The organism is Vibrio sp. SS-MA-C1-2 (assembly GCF_021513135.1).
Classification (GTDB): Bacteria; Pseudomonadota; Gammaproteobacteria; order Enterobacterales; family Vibrionaceae.
In genome coordinates this window covers 16,504-33,198 of sequence record NZ_CP090981.1, presented here as the reverse complement: position 1 = coordinate 33,198, position 16,695 = coordinate 16,504, and the positions used below count along the sequence as shown (strand labels likewise).

Genomic DNA, 16,695 nt, shown 5'->3' with positions numbered 1-16,695 from the left:
AGTTATATTCTTTATCTTTGACATTTTTTTAACATAGGGCTGAAACTTTCATTTTAGATGGGTGTATTATTATTGAGTAAGGTCTAATTAGAGTGTGTTGTTATCAGGTAACTCATTGCGATTACAGGGTTTATCTGCCACTCTTACGACTATTAAACGACAGTTGTCGAGCAAATGGATTAATAAAATTAAATGATAAAAACAGTAAAAAAAGGAGTAATAATCTCCTTAATTTTAACACTTTTTGGTTGTAGTCACCCAACAGAACAAGGGCAGCAATACCAAGATGGTCAATTTGATGATGATTTGAATCAGGTTGAACTTGTTAAAACTAATACGCCGCTAAACAGTGGCTTTTTCTCTGAGCAGGTGAAACAGGTACTTGATAAGTCCCCTTCTATGTCTGAGCGTTATCAAAATCTTTACCAGTTGTTAGAGATGTGGAAAAAAGAGAGCGGAGATCCTGCAACGTTAAGTCAGTATGGGATTGAGATTGCTCAAATGGGTGGTGCCGATCGCTATGGCAATGTGCTTTATACAGGCTATTTCTCTCCGGTGATTGAAATTCGGGCTAAAGCCGATGAGCAGTACCGTTATCCACTTTATGGTAACCCTAACTGTGGCGATACCTGTCCAACGCGTGAGGAGATTTACGATGGAGCATTAGATAATCAAGGCTTAATCTTGGGGTATAGTGACTCGTTAATTGATAACTTTATGATGGAAGTTCAGGGTAGTGGCTTTGTTCATTACGGTGATACCGATAAGCTTGAATACTTTGCTTATAATGGAAAAAATAATAAAGCTTATGTCAGCATTGGCAGAATTTTGATTGAGCGTGATGAGGTGGCAAAAGAGGATATGTCATTAAAGGCGATTAAAGATTGGGTTAAGTTACAAGATGAAGAGACGGTATTTGAACTTTTAGAACAGAATCCTTCGTTTGTCTTTTTTGCCGCAAAAGATGCTTCACCCGTCGTTGGTACCGCAGGGATCCCATTAGTGGCTGGCGCTTCTGTTGCTGGGGATCGTTCATTGCTTCCAATGGGGACGCCAATTCTAGCGGAAGTTCCACAAATAGACCTTCAAGGAAAATGGAACGGTAAATATGAGCTGAAATTAATGCTAGTCCTTGATACCGGCGGAGCTGTTAAGAAAGGGCATTTTGATCTCTATTATGGGATTGGTGAACAAGCTGGTGTGGAAGCTGGACATAATAAATATTTTGGTCGAGCTTGGAAGTTGGGGTTATCCGGCAGTGATACCGAACAACCTTGGTTAGTTAACTAAATTGATCCATTTATGAAATCGGTGATTTAAAAGCAAAATTCGTCTCTTACTTCAGAAGACGATTTTAATTCAAATCAGATCGAGATAGACAAACCCAAAGAGAGAAGGTATAAACGCCCTCTCTTTTTTTGTTTATGAGCACGAATATTATGCGTCAGATTGATACTCCAGCATCGGATAGTTACCAACAACGGTTTGGTGGAACGCGTCGCCTGTATGGGACCAATGAGATTGAAATTTTACGTCGTGCTCATATCTGTGTTATCGGGATTGGTGGGGTCGGCTCTTGGGCCGCCGAAGCATTAGCGCGTACCGGTGTTGGTGAGATCACTTTAATTGATATGGATGATATCTGTGTCACTAATATTAATCGTCAGATCCATGCGATGAGTGGAACCGTTGGACAGAGCAAAATTGAGGTGATGGCGGAGCGAATTAAGTTGATCAATCCTGAGTGCAAAATTAACTTGGTTGATGACTTTATTACCCTAGATAATATCTCTGAGTACATCACTAAAGAGTTTGATTATGTGTTAGATGCGATAGACAGCATTAAGCCTAAAGCGGCGCTACTGGCTTATTGTAAGCGTAATAAAATTAAAGTTATCACGACAGGTGGTGCTGGTGGACAGATTGATCCGACTCAAATTCAAGTTGCTGATCTAGCCCGTACCATTCAAGATCCCTTAGCCTCTAAACTACGTAATTTATTGCGAAAAGAGTATAACTTTAGCAAAAACCCTCAGCGTAAATTTAGTATTGAATGTGTATTTTCAACGGAACACTTGAAGTACCCACAAGCTGATGGTTCGGTTTGTAGTACAAAAGCAACTGCCGAAGGAAGCAAGCGAATGGATTGTGCTAATGGTTTTGGTGCTGCCACGATGGTGACAGCAACATTTGGCTTTGTTGCTGTCTCTCGAATTATCAGTAAGTTATTAGATAAATATCAAGATCAGCAGTTTTAACGATTAATTTATATTTTAATTATTAATCTATGTTTTAATTATTAACCAAGCTTTTAATGGTCTGAATAATTGCATTTAGACCATTTCCTCGAGTGGGGCTTAAATGGTTAATCAAATCTAATTGTGCAAAATAGCCATCAAGATCAAACTCAGTAATTTGTTGTGCGGTTTTATTATTCAATGCCGCCATAACAACTGCAATTAAACCTCGAACAATCCTCGCATCTGAATCGGCACAGAAAATAAACTTATCATCCATCATTTGATGGGTCATCCAAACTTGACTCTCACAACCAGAAATAAGCAACTGCTGTTGTTTTAACGCTTCAGGCATTTTTGGTAATTTTTTACTGAGCATCACTACTTCACGATAACGCGCTTCCCAACCTTGGCATTGAGCAAATTTAGCTATCACTGCTTGATGATCGATAGTGGTACCAAAAGGATTTTCAGGGAAGAGTTGCGACATGTTTAGACCTTGTTGAGTGAATATAAAAAAGAGCACTTAATATTAAGCACTCTTTAGCGATATTTCTACAAAATTGATAGTGCTTTTTCTAATGCGGTCACAAACTGTTCAACATCATCTTGGTTATTATAGATTGCAAAAGAGACTCGGATAGTCCCTTTGATATTTAAAGCGTGCATCATTGGGTGAGCACAGTGATGGCCAACGCGTAAAGCAATACCTTGTTGATCGAGTAACGTCGCAATATCTTGATTGCTCACATCCTCAATAATAAATGAGAAAAGACAACTATTTGGTTGTAGGCCAATAATCTTCATGCCGTCAATATCTTTTACGCGTTCCAGAGCTCTATCTCGAAGTTGATTAATATGCGCTTCCGCCCCTTGGCGATCTAAAGATTCCAACCAATTAATCGCTGTAGCTAATGCCAAAGCACCTGCAACGTTTGGGGTTCCTGCTTCGAATTTAGCGGGTAAAGGGGCATAAATGGTCTCTTCAAATGAGACTGAGTCCACCATTTTACCACCGCCATGCCAAGGTGGCATCGCTTCAAGTAGTTCTTGCTTGCCGTACAGTACTCCTGTACCGGTTGGAGCAAAAATCTTATGACCAGAGAAAAGATAAAAATCAGCATCAAGAGCTTGAACATCAACATGGTGATGAGCCACTGCTTGAGCGCCATCGATTACCGCAATCGCTCCGACGTTATGAGCTGCATCAATGATTTCTTTGATTGGATTTTCTGTTGCAGTGACATTACTGACATGCCCAACCGCGACGATTTTAGTTTTATTGTTTAATCGTTGATAGAATGCATCCATATCTAAGGTGCAGTTTTCCAGCATCGGAATTTTGATGACTACAGCGCCTGTCTGTTGAGCGACTTGTTGCCATGGAACAATATTAGCATGATGCTCTAATTCACTCACTAGGATTTCATCACCCGCTTTTAGTGTTGAGCGTCCATAGGATTGTGCGACAAGATTAATTGCTTCTGTTGCACCACGAGTCCAGATCACCTCTTTATTGCTACTGGCATTAATAAACTGGCGGACTGTTTCTCTTGCCCCTTCAAAATCGGTTGTTGCTTTGGCGGCTAAATAGTGGCTTCCGCGATGAACACTGGCATTTTGACCAGAATAGTAACGAGTTATAGCATCTAAAACGACTTGAGGCTTTTGGGTTGTTGCTGCACTGTCTAAATAAACTAATGGATTATCATGAATTTTTTGTGAAAGTGCAGGGAATTGATTGCGAATAATAGTGCAATCAAAAGGAGTAACAGTCGAGTTAGGCATAATGATTTTCTTTTTTGTAATTAAAACGATGAATTCGATCATGCGCGTTATTCACAAGAAGAGCAATCATTAGGATAAAAAATCTTTAATTTGAGAGCTGCTATACTCATGGAGTCTCACTCACTTGCCGCCGACTCGCAATGCCAATTACTTTGGGTATATTAAAGATCAATTTCTTAAGGCTGGAAAGAGAAAAAGAAGAGATAAAGTGGAGACGAAAAAAAGCATCAAGAAGACTTGATGCCATAATAAATTTAGATCTTACTTAAATTTTTTGAAGGTAGTAAACGCTACCAGTTCAGCAAAAGGCCAAACAAACATACAAACACAACATGTGCCCATCAAAGCAAAAGAAGGGAGATACTACTATCTTCACTACGAATCGTCTTGGGAGCGGGATGAAATATAGAGTTTATGTGGCATAAGAGCAATGGACAATTTATAATGATAAGCATAAGAAAAACTAATCAATAAAAATTAGACTAGAAGTGAACACAATATGTCCCGAAGATTACCACCGTTAAACTCATTAAAAGTATTCGAAGCTGCGGCTCGGCACTTAAGTTTTACTCGCGCAGCTGAAGAACTCTTTGTTACTCAAGCGGCAGTAAGTCACCAAATTAAGGTTTTAGAAGAGTTTTTAGGACTTAAGTTATTTCGTCGACGAAATCGCTCACTTCTTCTCACTGAAGAGGGACAGGGTTTCTTTTTAGATCTAAAAGATATTTTCACCTCAATGGCAGAGGCTACCGATAAAGTGTTAGCTCGAAGTGCGAAAGGTGCATTAACGGTGAGTCTTACCCCAAGTTTTGCTATTCAATGGTTAGTTCCTCGTCTGGCTGGCTTTAATGAGTTAGAGCCGGATATCGATGTTCGTATTAAAGCTGTTGATATGGATGACGGCTCTTTAACAGATGATGTTGATATTGCTATCTATTATGGCCGAGGTAACTGGCCAGGATTACGTGTAGATAAACTGTATTCTGAGTATTTACTGCCTGTCTGTTCACCTCGTTTATTGACTGGACCTAAACCATTAAGAGAAGTGTCTGATCTAAGCAAACATATTTTACTTCATGATACTTCACGTAAAGATTGGAAAGCGTATGCTAAGCAGAATGAAGTACAAGATCTTCATGTCAATCAAGGTCCTATTTTTAGTCACTCCGCCATGGTGTTACAAGCCGCTATTCATGGCCAAGGTGTGGCGCTTGCCAATAATGTTTTAGCTCAACCTGAATTAGATGCCGGGCGCTTAGTTTGTCCATTTGATGAGATGTTGGTCAGCAAAAACGCTTTTTATGTCGTTTGCCAGGAAAAACAGTCTGATACAGGGCGAATAGCTGCTTTTCGTCAGTGGCTCTTAGCGAAAGCGGCAAGTGAAGAAGAGATGTTGATCAACTAGCAACTTTAAGTATGAAGGGTATAAGTATTAAGGTTTACTATGAAAACAAAATGGATTCTATTTTCTGCTTGTCTGTTTGGCTTTAGCAGTGTAGCTTTAGGCGCCTTCGCCGCACACGGCTTAAAAAGTCAATTATCACCTTATTTAATCGGTGTGTTTAATACTGGGGTTGAATACCAAATGTGGCACAGCTTAGCGTTATTAGCGATTGGGGTTTGGTTGAAATTCTCCCCATCTAAGCTGGTGGCGAGAGCTGGACTATTTTTTATTCTAGGTATTCTCTGTTTCAGTGGTAGTCTTTATGCTTTAGCACTGACTGGTATCAAATGGTTTGGCCCTATTACCCCATTGGGTGGCTTCTGTTTCTTGATCGGCTGGGCAACATTAATGGTTGCTGCATGGCGCTCAGAGTAATCAATTTATTATTTATTAAGTGAACAAAATGAATCATCTACTATTATATTGTCGTCCCGGTTTTGAGAAAGAGTGTGGCGCAGAAGTGCAAGATAAAGCGACTAAGCTTGAAGTTTTTGGTTTTCCTCGTTTAAAAGTAAATACTGGCTATGTTGTTTTTGAGTGTTATCAAGATGGCGATGCCGATAAACTGGTTAAAAAATTAAACTTTAAAGAGTTAATTTTTGCTCGTCAGATGGTTGCAGTCTCTCCGCTTCTTGAAGATCTTGATCCAGAAGATCGGATTTCACCTTTAATGGAATATGCAGATAAACTGCCGTTATGTGGTGATTTGCGTGTTGAAATGCCAGATACCAATGATGCAAAAGAGCTTTCAAAGTTTTGTCGTAAGTTTACTGTTCCCTTGCGTCAAGCACTGCGTAAGAAAGGGGTATTATTAGCAAAAGAGCATAAGAAGAAGCCTGTGGCTCATGTCTGTTTTGTTTCTCCGGGGTGTTGTTTTATCGGTTATTCATTACCGAATAATAATTCTTCTTTCTTTATGGGAATCCCTCGTCTGCGTTTTCCTGCGGATGCCCCAAGTCGTTCAACGCTTAAGTTGGAAGAGGCATTTCATGTCTTTATTCCAAAAGCAGAATGGGAAGAGCGTTTAGCGCCAGGGATGTGGGCTGTTGATTTAGGTGCTTGCCCTGGGGGGTGGACGTATCAACTAGTACAACGATCAATGTTTGTTCACGCGATTGATAATGGCCAAATGGCACAAAGCTTGATGGATACTGGACAAGTTAAGCATCATGAAGTCGATGGGTTTAAGTTTGAGCCACCACGTAAAAACATCTCTTGGTTAGTCTGTGACATGATTGAGAAGCCTGCTCGTGTTTCTCAATTGATGGGCCAGTGGTTGATTGCAGGTTGGACTAAAGAGACCATCTTTAACCTTAAATTACCAATGAACCGTCGTTATGAAGAGGTCAAAGAAGACATTGCTAATCTTAAACAGTTCTTATTTGATAATGGGGTTAAGTTTGAGCTGCAAGCTAAGCATCTTTACCATGATCGTGAAGAGGTAACGGTACATATTCGTCGTACCAACGGTAATTAATTTTATTGTCACCAATGTTGTTTAAAGTTGCAGCCCAAATCGCTGCAACTTTAATTGCACTATTCTTTATTAAAATAAGCTATGGATTATTGTGATTGGTAGCGAATATCTTTCAAGTTAAAACCTAGTACAATATCGGTTTTTAATGACGATACCTGCTTACAAATTCTTGCCTGTTCTATATGCTCATCTAACTTGGTTCGATACTTTTTTACCAAGTCATCAGCTTGATAGATCGATTCAATATTGGGGTAAAGCCCAAGTAGCTCTTTTGCGGCTTTTGGTCCAACTCCAGGAATACCTGAAATCTTGCTTGAACTAATGCCGGCTAATCCCCAATACTCTGTTAGCTGCTCCACTTTAACGCCATACTCTTGTTCGACAAAAGGGATATCTAACCAACGCTGTTGGAAATAATCTCTGACTCTTAATGTCGGAGAGAGTAACTGACAATAGCCTTTATCAGTCGAAATAATAGTGACTTGGCTGCCTTGGTTAGCTACCTTTAACCCGATTGTTGCAATTAGATCATCGGCCTCATCACCTTCTGAAAGCAGCGAGTCGATACCCAATTGCCAAAACTCATCTTGGATCTGATCCATTCCTCGCATTAACTCCTCAGGCATCGGTTTTCTTCCTTCTTTGTAGTGGGGAAGTAACTCTGTACGCCAGCCTCGATTATTAATATCTGTTTGATCAAATACCGCGACGATATGAGTAGGCTGAGTTTGATTGATGATCTTTTCTAATGCTTGACGACATACCTTGATAGTCTGTTCAATTTGACTATTTTGTTGTACCGCATGAACTCGACGAATCAAATTTAAGGCATCAATAATAACGAGGTGAATGGACATAATCTCATGTTCTTCAGTGAATAAATATCAGATCGTTAAGGATCGGTTAAGGTTAATTAGGATACCACTATTCCCTATGATTACATAGTGTCGGGAATAGTATGATCTGGTTAATGCTTACTATCATTTATCCCCTTCTTACTTGAAGTTGCTAGGTTGTTGGCAACGCTCATTCGCCCCAATCATATAGTACATTGATACTCATGGGGCCTCATTCACTTGCCGCCGACTAGCAACTCCAATGACTTTGAGTATAATCATTGATGAATGATCTGATAACAAGGGGTATAAGTACTACCGGGAAGTTTCATTCTTCCTTGATCGACGAAGCTTTGTAATAATATGTCCATCTTTTTCATTAACTCAGGATCACCAGATAGTTGGTAAGGGCCATGTTTTTCTATTTCAGCTATCCCTTCTTCTTTCACATTGCCTGCAACAATACCTGAAAAAGCCCGACGTAATTGAGCTGCTAATTTGGCTGGTGGTTGATCTCGATGAAGATCTAATTCAGCCATATTTTGATGTGTTGGCTCAAAGGGGTGTTGGAACTCTTCTTCAATTTTAATTGACCAATTGAAAGTATAAGCGTCCGCACTTTGCTGGCGTTGATTTTTGACTTCCCCCATTCGGTGCTTCATGATTTGAGCAACTTTATTCGGATCATCAATAATAATCTGATAATGCTTTTTAGCGGCATCGCCTAATGTTTCTGAAATAAATTGATCTAAAGCTAAGAAGTAATTTTCACTCTCTTTTGATCCAGTCAATATTAGAGGGAATACTTGATGCTGATTTTTCTCATTCATTAATATTCCGAGAATAAAGAGCAGCTCTTCCGCGGTGCCAGGTCCCCCCGGAAAGATAATGATGCCATGACCAATGCGGATAAAGGCTTCTAATCGTTTTTCGATATCAGGCATGATCACCAGTTCATTGACGATTGGATTAGGTGGCTCGGCGGCAATAATGGAAGGTTCAGTCATTCCTAAGTAGCGCCCATTATGGATATGTTGTTTTGCATGGCCAACTGCGGCGCCTTTCATGGGGCCTTCCATCGCTCCGGGACCACAACCGGTACAGATATTTAAACCACGAAGCCCAAGCTCATTGCCGACTTCTCTCGTGTACTGGTATTCAGATTCCGAGATTGAATGCCCGCCCCAACAGATGACTAGATTGGGATCCTGTCCTGGTCTTAATGCTTTTGCGTTTCTTAAAATATTAAAAATAGTCGTTGTTGTATCAGACGAGCTGGAAGATTTTGTTTGAATCAGTGTTGTCGAGATTGGATTGAGATGAATATTAACATAAATAATGTCGCGTAAAACGGCAAACATATTGTACTGAATACTCTTAATCATCTCACCATCAACAAAGGCATGTTGAGGTGGATTAATCAATTCTAACTTAATGCCTCTAGGCTGCTGTAGAACATTAATATCAAATGATTGATACTTTGTGAGCAACTCTTTTGAGTTATCTGTTTGGCTTCCAGAGTTTAACACCGCCAATGAACAGTTACGATAAAGACGATAAATATCGGTAATGGTCGTGCACTGAAGCTGACTCACTTCTTGTTGAGAGAGCAGATCCATTGTACCAACTGGGCTTATTAAGTAGTTCATATCTATCCTTATTCAAATAGTATCACTACTGATAAGTATACTCTTGTTACTTAAAATTGCTGCTTTCAGGCTATTTTCTTATCGAGGACGGGTAATTTTATTGATTTTCGTCGTTAATAAGGTAATCGGAACGAGTTGGCCACATTATCTTCTCATTACTAGAGCATTGAATCTTGATGAACCCTTTATCAATCGCAGATAGACAAGCATCTCGTGTTTGCGTTTGTGAAAAAATCGCTGCTGGAGTTGCATCTATCGCAGTCAGTCTGATCCATTGATTCTGTTTGGTTTTTTTAGTTAATGTTTGAGCACTTTCCATTGCTAACAAGAGTATATCAATTAATTGCTGATCATTTATTGCAGTGTAAGCGCGCGGAAGGAAAGGATACTCCGCTAAACCGACGCTTACCTTTCGGTTGAGATAAAGGTTGGGTTCAAAATTATTTATAGCATGAGTGAGTCTATTACTAACGTTATTTTTATTGATATTGCTTGGCTCAACATAGAGGAGTAACGTATCTGAAATATGATAAATACGAGCCGGTTGTTGTATTTCTTTTAATAAGTAAGCACCAAATTTTTCTTCTATTTTTAATGCTTCCTCATAGCCATAATCAAGATAGATCTGTTTAAGAAACTCGATATTGACCAAAGCAAAATTTAACTTATCTTTATTGGGTTCTTGAATTAACTCCCCTAAATGCCATTGTTCAAAGTTGGCACTGCTTTTTTTCAGAGATGCAGGTAATTTTTCACTTAAAAAGCGTAGATTATTTAAGCTGCTTCTTGGGTGCGTATAGAGATCTTTGGTGATGAGTTTAAGCTCTTTATGTAAATTTTGATTCGCTCGGTAACGATTTATAATGGCTCCTACCAATAGGATAATGAGCGCAACCAGTGTGATAATAATGTTTTTATAGTATTCAAGTTGTAGCGTTAATTGGTGGTTTTGTTGCTCTGTTTTTTTAATATAGAGATCTTGAGTCAGCATCGCGTTCTGTTTTTTGAAGATGGTCAGTTGCTCGCTCTTCAATAAATCACTCTGTTCGGTAATATGTTGAATGTAGTCTCTGGATATAGCGAATGCGTTATCGAACTCTTTCTCTGACTCATAGGTTAGGATTAGCTGCTCTTCAATATTGATAATGAGGTTTTTTGCATTCACTTGATTTGCCATTGTTAATGCACTTTTTAGCTGTTTTATCGCTTGTTGTGGCTTTTGTGTTGCGAGCAATACTCCGGCATACACATAATGAGATTGGGCTAATAATTTGTCATTATGACTATTTTTCGTTAGTTCAATGGCATTAGTTATATAACGTTCACTCAAGGTATAGTTATAGAGTTGGAGATAAACTTTAGCGATTCGAATTTTTAACGAGAGGATTTGATCATTTGATTTTGATTGATCAAGTAGATCGATTGCATTCAAATAGTGAACTAGAGCAAAGTTTAATCGTCCTTGATGTTGATAGATATCAGCGAGTAAGGTCAAGGTTTTGCTTAATTTATAGGTTAAGTTTTGTTGCTCATAATAACTGGCGGCTTTAATGGCATGTGCAATCGCTTCAGGTAATATTTGCTGCTTTTTATACAGCGTAGAAAGGGCAACATTGATATTGGCCAGTTGGTAATTATTACGTTCTTTTATCGCTATTTGGTAAGCCGTTAATAATTTTTCTGTTGCCAGTAAATATTGCTGGTTTGAGGTGTAAGTAATCCCTTGAGAAAGGGCAATACGTAACTGGAGTTGGTGTGAAATATCACTGTTTATATATGGATTTAACTGTTGGTAGAGTGACTCTGTTCTTGTGTAATCTTTTAATTTAAACGCGATTTGTGATTCAATTAATAAACTATAACTTTTGAATTCATCCCTCTCTTTTTTTGTGCCAATTAATTCAATATTTGTATTAGCACTGCTGATAATTTGCATTGCGAGAGGGATATTGTCTTGATAAAGACCAATAATTCGCGCTTTAATCAACAATGAGCAGATCTTTTGATGCGATAATGTTTTATTGTTAGCAAAAATAAGTGCTTGATCGATGACGTGTAATGCAGCATTAGGATGAGAAAGTTGAAGTAGTGCTTTTGCCTTTAAATTGAAGCCTTGAAGGGTTTCAACAGGCGTACGAATGCGACGGCTACCATCAGAACGGAAACTCGCCGCAAGTTGATTAAGATTATTACTAGGTGTTAAATTGGCGAAAAATTCATCAACTAATTGAACGGTATTCTGTGGGTCAGTATACAGTGTTGACTCTGCTTCATTTAATAACATGACAGTATGAGCATTATGGTCGGCACTGACGGGTAATGAATAACCTAGGGCAAGAATCAGCAGCAATTTAAAACTAAGTAGATATTTCATAATTAGGTATCAGCAAAAGGAATCTATTTAGTTTACCCTTTGTTCCTTATAAGAGCCAGATTATCGATGTGTTAGCGATTAGAAATGAGACAATAATGGTGTAATTTATTGTAGCTTAAATGTTAAAAAGTTATTTTTGCTGAATTTCATCTATATTAATCTTGGAAAATATAAGCTTTAATTGTGAAAAATACCGTATTTTATTAAGAATAGTGGAATAAAGTAACCTATAAAAAATAGCCTTATTAAGGATATTTTTCATGGGTACTTTCTATTACAATAGAGAGCATTTTTAATCGTCAGACCTTGTATTTTGACGGGTTAATTGGTTCTCATTATAGATAAGGTAAGTCATGGATAACTTAAGATCGACAGAATTAATTGCATTAAGCCAACAATATGTTGAATTATGGCAACAACAACGTGAAACGTTACCCTATAATCGAGATGTACTTGGTATGGCTTCGCCTTGTTTAGTAAAAGAAGATGATGACGGCGTATTTTGGCAGCCCGTTACTCGAGAGATTTCTGCAGATTTTAGTAATGTTGAACGGGGAATTGAATTAACACTCCATAATGACATCAAAAGTTTTTATGGCGGACTCTACAGTGCGGAAATTCAAGTGCAATTTTCTTCTGCCGAGCATTCTCAACAGTGTGAACTCATTCAAATCTGGAGTGAGGATGATTTTATACGTCTACAAGAGAATATTTTGGGTCACCTTGTGATGCAGCGTCGATTGAAGATCAGTCCTACCGTTTTTATTGCAGCAACGGATGATGAGTTTGAGATTATTTCTATCTGTAATCAATCGGGTGAAATTCTCCTAGAAACAGTTGGGACTAAAAAACGTCAAGTATTAGCGGACAATCTATCGCAATTTATTTCTCAGCTAACTCCTGTTGTTTAATCTATCTTTCGTCATGCACCTATTATTTGACTCCAAGGAACACTATGTATATCACTGAATTGGATTTTGAAATCTATTGTGACACTTCATTAGGTGAAGTCGAAAAAGCGATTAATTTTGTTCTCGATTGCCTACGTTATAATGGCCAAGTTCTCGGGCGGGAATTACCCATTGTGATGAATGGAAGTAATTTTATCGCTCGAGTTATTTCACCAGAGCAAAATAGTCTGCATCCCAAAAATCATAGTCCACAAGTGAAACGAGCACTAAAATTACTGAGTGATTCAGGGCTATTACAACCTAAAATCACTATTGTTGGGCAGGATATGAACTCGGATCCCAGTGATCAATGTGAAGCACCTAGCTGGCAAATCTTATTTACTAGTCATTTGCACACTTGTTCTCCAATTCGTTGTGGTGAAGACTTTGAACCGATCCCGCTTTACCGTTTGCCTCCGGTTGCCAATGGTGACCAAAAGCAATTGATTAAATGGCAAGAGGATTGGAGTGCATGTGATCAGCTGCAGATGAATGGTTCTGTGGTTGAGCATCCTTCTCTTTTTGAAATGAGTTCACCACAGAGTGTCTTATTTCGCCGTGGTTGGGATCTATGTCGTCGAATGGCTGTTGTTAGTAAAACGCCGACATATCTTTACCTATATCGAGTGGGTGGGGAGAGCAAAGAAGCAGAGCAACAAAGACGCTGCCCTGTTTGTGATGGAGAATGGGCATTAGATGCGCCAATTCATGGTATTTTTGATTTTAAATGCGATCAATGTTTATTAGTGAGTAATCTATCTTGGGACTTTAAAGACTAAGTCTCTACTTAATATCACTATTTTTCACGATTAATTTCAAGCTGTTCAATACGAGCAACAAGGCTTTTAACCTGTTGCTCTAAAATTTCAATTCGCTCAGCCGATGTCAGTTCTTTTTCTTTTTTCACTTCTGTTTTTATTGTTGCGCCACTTTTCGCGTGTTGAATCGCTTGGATAATCTCAGGCATGGTGACTGATTTTGGTAATAAGCCTTTTAAACGTGCGACTGAAGGTGATAATCCTTTACTTTGTAAGTGGCTTAGTGCATCTATTATCAATGTTGAGTGGCTCATATTGATCCTATTTTATTGAGTTAACTGATTTTATTAATGGTCGACTTCATCAGGCATGCGGTGAGGTGGTGTGTATAACTGCACCACTTTAAAACCTTTCATCATCAATTTTCCGTTATACAGATCTTGACCATTTACGGAAAACTCAAAACAAAATTCAGAGTGCCAATTAAAGCGTCTGTGTTGATCAAAAAAGTGGCGACGGCCAAATGCGATACTAATGACTTGCAACTGCATTTTTTTACAGTGCTGTTGGATGATCTGTCGAGCATATTCAGATTGACGACGTTGCTGCCAGAAAATCATCGCAATAAAAAGGATGATAATCATACCCCATACATTTTCCATAATGTGGTGCCTTATAAAGTGATATATCTTGTTCTTAAAATTCAGGGTGAGATGAATTATTGCTTACCACTCTCTGTGGCGATTTTTTGTAGATTTTTAATTGCTGCGATTAATTCAGGGTTAGGTTGATGATTAACTAAAGAGAGTAATAACATTCTTAGTTCAGGAAGCATGACAAGGTCAGTAAATAGTTGATTAAATAAGTTTTGATTACCACTTTGAGCCAGCTTAATTAAGAATTGAGAGGCAACTTTTGACTCATTTAAACCAAGCCATGCACGGCCAGAAATGGCAATGAACATCTCTTGATGACAAAGCTGTGGCGTATTTAGGATTTGTAAGATCAAAGGCTGTAAGTAGTTAGCTTTTGCACTGCCTAATGCGCGAACATAAGCCGTTAATAAGAAAATATCGGGCTCTGGCTGCTGCAGTTGTTGATCAAACAGCTCTGTTAACCTAACGGCAAGCTTATCAGGGATAGTGATATGCTCTAAACAACCCAGTAACGCATAACGAGGTTCATTTGGTAGGTGTGATAGTGCTTTTCTGACCGATGTTGCATTGTTATCTTGATTAAGACGAGCGCAAACATCTGCAAATCCTTGTAAGCCAATATTTTGCCATTGTTGCCAATCGACTTCACCTGATAAATACTGTCTTGCTGCTGGATAAAATTGACTTGGTTCTTGGTTTAGTTGTTGATTTAATAAAGCATTAAACATCGCTAACTTGTCGTCAGAGGGTTTAAATGTGTAAGGATTATTCGCTAGCTGCTCTTTAACCTCTTCTGACGGTTCTTTGCTTAAATCTGTTCCCATCGCAGCCATCACGTAATTCAAAAAATCACCGGTTAATGCTTGATTGAGTAATCCACGTTCATCTAAAGGAAAACGTAAGAACCAGATCCAGGGCGTTTCACCTTGATTCCAAAATGCCAGTGCAAATTGGGCATGACGCTGAATTGGATACGGATAAGGGATCTTATTTTGTTCAATTGCAGTCAGTTGCTCATGATTAATTGGCGTGATCTTTCGACCAAAATCAAAAAGGGTAAATTGGCAGTTAGCCTGAGTAAGAAGAGAGCTAAAACTATTTATAGTATCCATTTTTCCAATCATATCATCAACAAAATTTTTTCAATTATACCTAAAGTAATCGGAGTTGCTAGTCGGTGATAAGTGAGGAGCCATGAGTATAGGTATTTTATATGATTGAGACGAATGAATATACTCAACAACCTAGCGACTTCAAAATAAGAAAGGGATAACAGCTTCAACGATGAAAAGGATATAGTCATTTTTTTTGTTAGATAGCGTATGATATTAAGCAGTATGATTAGATAACTAGAGTATGCGATGTTACAGAGAGATGCTTGTCAGCAGCAGTTAGCTCATCTAGAGCAATTATTAAAGCGCCATGACTTATGGTCGTTACAGCAACCTTCAATTGAGGCTTTATCAAGTGTCGAGCCTTTTTGTATTGATACTTTAACACCGATTGAATGGCTACAATGGGTATTAATTCCAAAATTAAATTTTATGTTACAACACGATCATCCATTACCAACAGCATTTGATATTTCCCCTTATTTTTCTGAAGCATTAAAAGCGCATCAGTATCAAGTGGTGATTGTTGAGCACCTTCAAGAATTAGATCAATTATTTAAAGGCGAGGTATAGCCAATGAGCGAAGAGATTAATCAATCATCAATAGATATGACAAATAATGGAGATGAGCTACAAGATACTCACTCTGTTATTGAGTTAGAGATTATTTATCAAGATGAATGGCTGGTGGCGGTCAATAAACCATCAGGGATGCTCGTTCATCGTTCTTGGCTCGATAGTGAAGAGACCGTATTTGTGATGCAAACATTACGCAACCAAATTGGTCAGCATGTGTTCCCGTTACACCGTTTAGATAAACCAACTTCTGGCGTATTGTTATTTGCACTTTCAAGTGAAATCGCGAATCAGATGCAGCAGCAGTTTGTTGAACATACGATTGAAAAATTTTATCACGCTTTAGTACGAGGTTGGGTGAAAGAGGCGGCGGTTCTTGATTATCCTTTGGTAAAGGAACGAGATAAAATTGCCAATAAACATGCTTCCGAAGAGAAAGAGTACCAATCTGCGATTACGGAATATTGGCCAATTGCTGAAATTGAGCTTCCATTTGCTGTCAGTCGTTATCCGACAAGCCGTTATGGATTAGTTGGACTAAAACCAAAGACGGGAAGAAAGCATCAACTTCGCCGCCATTTGCACCATCTTCACCATCATATTGTCGGAGATACTAAACATGGAGAAGGGAGACATAATCGATTTTTCCGTGAAAATTATCAATGTCATCGTTTAATGTTACATGCAAGCCGTCTTATATTCTCTCATCCTATCACTGATGAAAGGATAATATTGGATGCGGGAATTGATGAAACTTGGTTGCATGTGATGAAAAGTTTTGATTGGGAGCTATCTTTGTTAGATTTGTAGGTCTATGTTTATAAAAGAACTTTATTTT

17 protein-coding genes are annotated in these 16,695 nt (G+C 38.5%); 9 read left to right on the top strand and 8 right to left on the bottom strand.

Annotated features, from left to right (window positions below):
* Positions 1–192: 192 nt before the first annotated feature.
* Both mltA and tcdA read left to right on the top strand, forming a co-directional pair.
* On the top strand, positions 193–1,290 hold the full coding sequence (mltA, locus tag L0B53_RS04735; RefSeq protein ID WP_235061016.1) for a murein transglycosylase A: 1,098 nt from the start codon (positions 193–195) through the stop codon (positions 1,288–1,290).
* Positions 1,291–1,439: 149 nt separating this feature from the next.
* On the top strand, positions 1,440–2,258 hold the full coding sequence (tcdA, locus tag L0B53_RS04730; RefSeq protein ID WP_235061015.1) for a tRNA cyclic N6-threonylcarbamoyladenosine(37) synthase TcdA: 819 nt from the start codon (positions 1,440–1,442) through the stop codon (positions 2,256–2,258).
* Between the two features lie 34 nt (positions 2,259–2,292).
* Here tcdA and csdE read toward each other — a convergent pair whose 3' ends face one another.
* Both csdE and L0B53_RS04720 read right to left on the bottom strand, forming a co-directional pair.
* Positions 2,293–2,727 carry a cysteine desulfurase sulfur acceptor subunit CsdE gene (csdE, locus tag L0B53_RS04725; protein WP_235061014.1) on the bottom strand — a complete coding sequence of 145 codons (435 nt, stop codon included), beginning with the start codon at positions 2,725–2,727 and terminating at the stop codon, positions 2,293–2,295.
* Positions 2,728–2,792: 65 nt separating this feature from the next.
* Positions 2,793–4,025 carry an aminotransferase class V-fold PLP-dependent enzyme gene (locus L0B53_RS04720; RefSeq protein ID WP_235061013.1) on the bottom strand — a complete coding sequence of 411 codons (1,233 nt, stop codon included), beginning with the start codon at positions 4,023–4,025 and terminating at the stop codon, positions 2,793–2,795.
* Positions 4,026–4,524: 499 nt separating this feature from the next.
* On the opposite strand from L0B53_RS04720, the gene L0B53_RS04715 reads away from it, so the two are divergent.
* From L0B53_RS04715 to rlmM, 3 genes are read left to right on the top strand one after another with little or no spacing between them, the layout of a single operon-like run.
* Positions 4,525–5,430 carry a transcriptional regulator GcvA gene (locus L0B53_RS04715; RefSeq protein WP_235061012.1) on the top strand — a complete coding sequence of 302 codons (906 nt, stop codon included), beginning with the start codon at positions 4,525–4,527 and terminating at the stop codon, positions 5,428–5,430.
* 39 nt (positions 5,431–5,469) lie between these two features.
* On the top strand, positions 5,470–5,844 hold the full coding sequence (locus L0B53_RS04710; protein ID WP_235061011.1) for a DUF423 domain-containing protein: 375 nt from the start codon (positions 5,470–5,472) through the stop codon (positions 5,842–5,844).
* A 28-nt stretch (positions 5,845–5,872) separates the two neighbouring features.
* Entirely contained in the window at positions 5,873–6,946 is a 1,074-nt protein-coding gene (rlmM, locus tag L0B53_RS04705) for a 23S rRNA (cytidine(2498)-2'-O)-methyltransferase RlmM (RefSeq protein WP_235061010.1), read from the top strand.
* Positions 6,947–7,032: 86 nt separating this feature from the next.
* On the opposite strand, the gene xni is transcribed toward rlmM, so the two are convergent.
* From xni to L0B53_RS04690, 3 genes are all read right to left on the bottom strand, one after another.
* Positions 7,033–7,803 (bottom strand): flap endonuclease Xni, encoded by a 771-nt coding sequence (gene xni / locus L0B53_RS04700; RefSeq protein ID WP_235061009.1) that lies wholly within the window; start codon positions 7,801–7,803, stop codon positions 7,033–7,035.
* 257 nt (positions 7,804–8,060) lie between these two features.
* The gene (gene ppnN, locus L0B53_RS04695) at positions 8,061–9,431 is read right to left on the bottom strand and encodes a nucleotide 5'-monophosphate nucleosidase PpnN (protein ID WP_235061008.1); all 1,371 of its coding nucleotides are present in this window, start codon (positions 9,429–9,431) and stop codon (positions 8,061–8,063) included.
* A gap of 97 nt (positions 9,432–9,528) precedes the next feature.
* Positions 9,529–11,805 (bottom strand): hypothetical protein, encoded by a 2,277-nt coding sequence (locus L0B53_RS04690; RefSeq protein ID WP_235061007.1) that lies wholly within the window; start codon positions 11,803–11,805, stop codon positions 9,529–9,531.
* A 353-nt stretch (positions 11,806–12,158) separates the two neighbouring features.
* Here L0B53_RS04690 and syd point away from each other — a divergent pair, with 353 nt between their 5' ends.
* Positions 12,159–12,716 carry a SecY-interacting protein gene (syd, locus tag L0B53_RS04685; protein ID WP_235061006.1) on the top strand — a complete coding sequence of 186 codons (558 nt, stop codon included), beginning with the start codon at positions 12,159–12,161 and terminating at the stop codon, positions 12,714–12,716.
* A 44-nt stretch (positions 12,717–12,760) separates the two neighbouring features.
* Positions 12,761–13,534 (top strand): Zn-ribbon-containing protein, encoded by a 774-nt coding sequence (locus L0B53_RS04680; protein WP_235061005.1) that lies wholly within the window; start codon positions 12,761–12,763, stop codon positions 13,532–13,534.
* Between the two features lie 17 nt (positions 13,535–13,551).
* On the opposite strand, the gene L0B53_RS04675 is transcribed toward L0B53_RS04680, so the two are convergent.
* Genes L0B53_RS04675 through L0B53_RS04665 form a run of 3 tightly spaced genes read right to left on the bottom strand, consistent with a single transcriptional unit; the run spans position 13,552 to position 15,281 of the window.
* Complete coding sequence (locus L0B53_RS04675) at positions 13,552–13,827, bottom strand: hypothetical protein (RefSeq protein ID WP_235061004.1); 276 nt, start codon at positions 13,825–13,827, stop codon at positions 13,552–13,554.
* A 33-nt stretch (positions 13,828–13,860) separates the two neighbouring features.
* On the bottom strand, positions 13,861–14,175 hold the full coding sequence (locus tag L0B53_RS04670; RefSeq protein WP_235061003.1) for a DUF3301 domain-containing protein: 315 nt from the start codon (positions 14,173–14,175) through the stop codon (positions 13,861–13,863).
* Between the two features lie 56 nt (positions 14,176–14,231).
* Positions 14,232–15,281, bottom strand: a complete 1,050-nt coding sequence (locus tag L0B53_RS04665) for a DUF3549 family protein (RefSeq protein ID WP_235061002.1) — start codon at positions 15,279–15,281, stop codon at positions 14,232–14,234.
* 249 nt (positions 15,282–15,530) lie between these two features.
* Here L0B53_RS04665 and L0B53_RS04660 point away from each other — a divergent pair, with 249 nt between their 5' ends.
* Positions 15,531–15,854, top strand: a complete 324-nt coding sequence (locus L0B53_RS04660; protein WP_235061001.1) for a YqcC family protein — start codon at positions 15,531–15,533, stop codon at positions 15,852–15,854.
* A gap of 78 nt (positions 15,855–15,932) precedes the next feature.
* Positions 15,933–16,667, top strand: a complete 735-nt coding sequence (gene truC / locus L0B53_RS04655; protein ID WP_235062301.1) for a tRNA pseudouridine(65) synthase TruC — start codon at positions 15,933–15,935, stop codon at positions 16,665–16,667.
* Positions 16,668–16,695: the final 28 nt, after the last annotated feature.

What these genes read in the sequence shown, in the direction of transcription:
- ppnN (WP_235061008.1), bottom strand. Translation starts at nt 9,431, where the DNA reads ATGAACTACTTAATAAGCCCAGTTGGTACAATGGATCTGCTCTCTCAA.
- mltA (WP_235061016.1), top strand. Translation starts at nt 193, where the DNA reads ATGATAAAAACAGTAAAAAAAGGAGTAATAATCTCCTTAATTTTAACA.
- xni (WP_235061009.1), bottom strand. Translation starts at nt 7,803, where the DNA reads ATGTCCATTCACCTCGTTATTATTGATGCCTTAAATTTGATTCGTCGA.
- L0B53_RS04720 (WP_235061013.1), bottom strand. Translation starts at nt 4,025, where the DNA reads ATGCCTAACTCGACTGTTACTCCTTTTGATTGCACTATTATTCGCAAT.
- L0B53_RS04660 (WP_235061001.1), top strand. Translation starts at nt 15,531, where the DNA reads ATGTTACAGAGAGATGCTTGTCAGCAGCAGTTAGCTCATCTAGAGCAA.
- L0B53_RS04665 (WP_235061002.1), bottom strand. Translation starts at nt 15,281, where the DNA reads ATGGATACTATAAATAGTTTTAGCTCTCTTCTTACTCAGGCTAACTGC.
- L0B53_RS04690 (WP_235061007.1), bottom strand. Translation starts at nt 11,805, where the DNA reads ATGAAATATCTACTTAGTTTTAAATTGCTGCTGATTCTTGCCCTAGGT.
- L0B53_RS04715 (WP_235061012.1), top strand. Translation starts at nt 4,525, where the DNA reads ATGTCCCGAAGATTACCACCGTTAAACTCATTAAAAGTATTCGAAGCT.
- L0B53_RS04680 (WP_235061005.1), top strand. Translation starts at nt 12,761, where the DNA reads ATGTATATCACTGAATTGGATTTTGAAATCTATTGTGACACTTCATTA.
- L0B53_RS04675 (WP_235061004.1), bottom strand. Translation starts at nt 13,827, where the DNA reads ATGAGCCACTCAACATTGATAATAGATGCACTAAGCCACTTACAAAGT.
- L0B53_RS04670 (WP_235061003.1), bottom strand. Translation starts at nt 14,175, where the DNA reads ATGGAAAATGTATGGGGTATGATTATCATCCTTTTTATTGCGATGATT.
- syd (WP_235061006.1), top strand. Translation starts at nt 12,159, where the DNA reads ATGGATAACTTAAGATCGACAGAATTAATTGCATTAAGCCAACAATAT.
- rlmM (WP_235061010.1), top strand. Translation starts at nt 5,873, where the DNA reads ATGAATCATCTACTATTATATTGTCGTCCCGGTTTTGAGAAAGAGTGT.
- L0B53_RS04710 (WP_235061011.1), top strand. Translation starts at nt 5,470, where the DNA reads ATGAAAACAAAATGGATTCTATTTTCTGCTTGTCTGTTTGGCTTTAGC.
- tcdA (WP_235061015.1), top strand. Translation starts at nt 1,440, where the DNA reads ATGCGTCAGATTGATACTCCAGCATCGGATAGTTACCAACAACGGTTT.
- csdE (WP_235061014.1), bottom strand. Translation starts at nt 2,727, where the DNA reads ATGTCGCAACTCTTCCCTGAAAATCCTTTTGGTACCACTATCGATCAT.